The sequence below is a fragment of the Nostoc sp. CHAB 5715 genome (assembly GCF_020829685.1).
Lineage (GTDB): Bacteria > Cyanobacteriota > Cyanobacteriia > Cyanobacteriales > Nostocaceae > Nostoc.
On sequence record NZ_JAIVFR010000873.1, the window covers coordinates 1 to 3,223 of the forward strand.

Below are 3,223 nucleotides of genomic sequence, written 5' to 3' on the forward strand. Positions count from 1 at the left end.
ATACTCTAAACGGCTAAAAGTTGAACTTTTTTAAAAGTCTGAAAATTAAGAGCCAACAAGCTAGATAGCTTTTCCTGTTTGTCAGTATTAGCAGTGTCAATACAGTTAGATATTGCTGACTTAAAATTTTTAGTATAGTGCTGGGATGAGACTAAGGCTTGAACCAATGGAGCAAGAAACAAGTCAACCGATAAGAGAAAACCTGTGGTGGGTAATTCCAGGAAAACTGGCAGGTGTTCGTAAGCCAACCCGAGAGGAGTTGTCACAGCTACAAACAGCAGGTATTCGTGCGATTGTTTCGGTTATGGATGACCCCTCCAATCTAGATTTGTATCAGCAGGCAGACATTCCTCACCTCTGGGTGCCTATTAAAGGAGGTACTGCACCCAGCCAGGAGCAGCTTCAGGAATTACAAAACTTTATTGATAGTCAAAATGCCATTGGCAACGGTGTTGCAGTTCATTGCACTAGTGGGAGACGGCGGACAGGAACAATCCTAGCTTCCTACCTAATTGGTGCTGGTTCATCTTACGACGATGCCATACAAACAATCCTAACCACGAACCCTGATGTTGAACTGCGAGAAGCTCAAATCGCGTTCCTGCGAGAGTTGGCAAAAGAATAAGTCATTACCGTAACTGGTCAGTTCATTCTTGGGAGCAAGGATGCAGGTGTAGTGCTTAGGAACCGCTAAAGTATTTTGCACCCGCTTCAATGCGCTTGAGTACGAGTTTGTGATAAATCGGTGAATATCTATTGGTATCAAAGGAAATAAAACATGGACTCAATTGAAGTACTTCCTAACGTAAACATCCAAGCTAAAGGGGTAGTCTCTAAAAAATTTCTTGAACATGGAATTGAGACATTTTGTGCAGCCTGCCATTGGATAAAAGACTTAGCTTATGGATCTAACTCAAATAATGAGAATTCCCTCATCTTGTTTCAGGAAAATCGAGGAACTTGTACAACAAAGCATGGTGTTATCGCTAGGTTAGCTCAAGAGCTTGGACTAAAAGTTTACAAGAACCTTGGTTTTTACAGACTGAGCGACGAGATTGTAATAGGTGTCAATGCAATTATTCAAACTCAAGGTTTGAATTTCATTCCTCAAATCCATTGTTTCTTGGAGTATGGCTCATTTAAAGTCGATTTGACTGAAGGAAACTGTAACGGCAAGAATAAGACAATTGAAGACTATGATTTTGTTGTTAGAGTGAATCCAGATCTGACTTATGAGGAAGAAAGAAGGTACTATATCAGCTACTTAAATCAATATTTTGCTATTGATCCCAGATTGGCAGAGGTGAGCATTCCAGAGATATTAGAACTGCTTGAGGCTTGCAATCAGCAAGTTAAGTATCAATGCTCAATTATGTCTAGTCATAATCTAGCTTTTGTTGCCCAATGATCCAGCTTTGCTAGACCCAGTTCCAGTAAAGCTGTATTATTAAGCACTAAAAGGCAGAAAGTTGATGAAAAAGAATAACTCTGAGTCTACACTGGAGCCAACAGTCAATTCCTTGCAAGCGCGTCGTTCCCGATTATCCTTTATTTACGCTGTGCCGATTGGGATATTAGGAGGGCTGATTGGTTTAGGCGGTGCAGAGTTTCGGCTGCCAGTTCTGGCCGGAATTTTGGGTTATTCAGCACGGCAAGCTGTACCCCTGAACCTAGCTGTTAGCTTGGTGACAATTGCTGCATCCCTGGCAATTAGGGGCAGTACGCTCTCCTTTAACCTAGTGATTCCGTTGTTACCTGCGGTCTTGTCCTTAATTTTCGGAGCGGTTATCACTGCCTTTTTTGGGGCAGCAATGGCGGGAAAACTCTCAAATGATCAGCTTGAGAGAATCATCCTAGTGCTATTGGTATTAATTGGCGTTGCCCTGCTAGTCGAGGGCTTTCTTCCTCAACAAACACCAGCCCTTCTACCTGCTACTTTAGGCTGGCGCATTCCAGCAGGTATTCTGTTTGGTTTGGCAATTGGGCTGGTAAGCAGTCTCCTTGGGGTTGCAGGCGGTGAAATAATTATCCCAACGCTTGTTTTTGCTTTTGGCGCAGATATTAAAACAGCGGGTACAGCCAGTCTTTTGGTCAGCTTGCCAACCGTGCTTGTGGGCGTTGTTAAATATGCCAGTCGAGGGGCGTTTACAGACCGCGCAGCTTTGAGCAATACTGTTGCTCCTATGGGAATAGGTTCGGTGATTGGAGCCGTCGTTGGGGGAATGCTTGTCGGGATTGTTCCGGCGGCAGTACTAAAAGTCACGCTAGGGATAATCTTGAATGTCTCTGCGTTTCGAGTTTTTCACAAGGCCAAATCTCACGACTCATGACAGCAAGGAATACTGTTTTCAATGTTGTTTTGATTTTGGAAGAGTTAGTACCTTCTGCAATATCTCGAACCGTTCTGGTACTAACCGATAGTAAATCCAAGTGCCGCGTCGTTCTTTTTGAAGCAATCCTGCTTCATACAATACTTTCAGATGATGGCTGACAGTAGGTTGCGATAAACCAAGTGGCTCTATCAACTGACAAACGCAAGCTTCCTGTGCAGGTTGAGCCGCAATAAAACTGAGCAACTGTAGCCGAGCCGATTCGCCCAGCACTCGAAATAGCGTAGCAATCTGAGCCGCTTCATCTGGCTGCAACACTTCTTGCAGCAGGAAAGGACAACACGTTGAAGTTGAGGTTAAAGAATTCATATTTATATATTGACACTTATCAATATAGTTTGGCAATATATAGATAATCATAAATATTGATGAGTATCGATTTAAGGAGAAATATCATGTCCCGTGTTCAACTTGCCCTTAACGTTAGTGATATCGATGCTGCGGTTGATTTTTACAGCAAGCTTTTTGGTACTGAGCCTGCAAAACGCCGCCCTGGTTACGCCAACTTTGCGATCGCTCAACCTCCTCTCAAGTTAGTACTAATTGAGAATACAGAGGCGGCTGGCACTCTAAATCATTTGGGTGTGGAGGTTGAGACAGCAACTGAAGTAGTAACTGCAAGCGATCGCCTACAACAACTTGGACTCAAAACTCGGCCAGAGGAACAAGTGACTTGTTGCTATGCCCTTCAGGATAAAGTGTGGGTGCATGACCCAGATGGCGCACCTTGGGAGATTTATAAAGTTTTGGCTGACTCACAAGTGCGAGATATCAAACCTGTTGAAGTCAGCAAGAAGGCGTGCTGCCAATAACCTACCTGTTCTTAGTCCGTA

5 protein-coding genes are annotated in these 3,223 nt (G+C 43.6%); 4 read left to right on the forward strand and 1 reads right to left on the reverse strand.

The window, feature by feature from the left end; genetic code table 11:
- Positions 1-166 precede the first annotated feature (166 nt).
- The 3 genes from LC574_RS32895 (at position 167) to LC574_RS32905 (ending at position 2,330) form a co-directional block, all read left to right on the forward strand.
- Positions 167-625 carry a dual specificity protein phosphatase family protein gene (locus tag LC574_RS32895; protein WP_229457781.1) on the forward strand — a complete coding sequence of 153 codons (459 nt, stop codon included), beginning with the start codon at positions 167-169 and terminating at the stop codon, positions 623-625.
- Between the two features lie 153 nt (positions 626-778).
- Complete coding sequence (locus LC574_RS32900; RefSeq protein WP_229457782.1) at positions 779-1,408, forward strand: hypothetical protein; 630 nt, start codon at positions 779-781, stop codon at positions 1,406-1,408.
- 64 nt (positions 1,409-1,472) lie between these two features.
- The gene (locus tag LC574_RS32905) at positions 1,473-2,330 is read left to right on the forward strand and encodes a sulfite exporter TauE/SafE family protein (RefSeq protein WP_229457783.1); all 858 of its coding nucleotides are present in this window, start codon (positions 1,473-1,475) and stop codon (positions 2,328-2,330) included.
- A gap of 18 nt (positions 2,331-2,348) precedes the next feature.
- Here the strand turns inward: LC574_RS32905 and LC574_RS32910 are convergent, their stop codons facing one another.
- Positions 2,349-2,699, reverse strand: a complete 351-nt coding sequence (locus LC574_RS32910; protein ID WP_229457785.1) for a helix-turn-helix transcriptional regulator — start codon at positions 2,697-2,699, stop codon at positions 2,349-2,351.
- A gap of 86 nt (positions 2,700-2,785) precedes the next feature.
- On the opposite strand from LC574_RS32910, the gene LC574_RS32915 reads away from it, so the two are divergent.
- Complete coding sequence (locus LC574_RS32915) at positions 2,786-3,202, forward strand: ArsI/CadI family heavy metal resistance metalloenzyme (protein WP_229457787.1); 417 nt, start codon at positions 2,786-2,788, stop codon at positions 3,200-3,202.
- Positions 3,203-3,223 lie beyond the last annotated feature (21 nt).

Coding starts and splice junctions, on each gene's coding strand:
- LC574_RS32900 (WP_229457782.1), top strand. CDS start 779: ATGGACTCAATTGAAGTACTTCCTAACGTAAACATCCAAGCTAAAGGG.
- LC574_RS32895 (WP_229457781.1), top strand. CDS start 167: ATGGAGCAAGAAACAAGTCAACCGATAAGAGAAAACCTGTGGTGGGTA.
- LC574_RS32915 (WP_229457787.1), top strand. CDS start 2,786: ATGTCCCGTGTTCAACTTGCCCTTAACGTTAGTGATATCGATGCTGCG.
- LC574_RS32905 (WP_229457783.1), top strand. CDS start 1,473: ATGAAAAAGAATAACTCTGAGTCTACACTGGAGCCAACAGTCAATTCC.
- LC574_RS32910 (WP_229457785.1), bottom strand. CDS start 2,699: ATGAATTCTTTAACCTCAACTTCAACGTGTTGTCCTTTCCTGCTGCAA.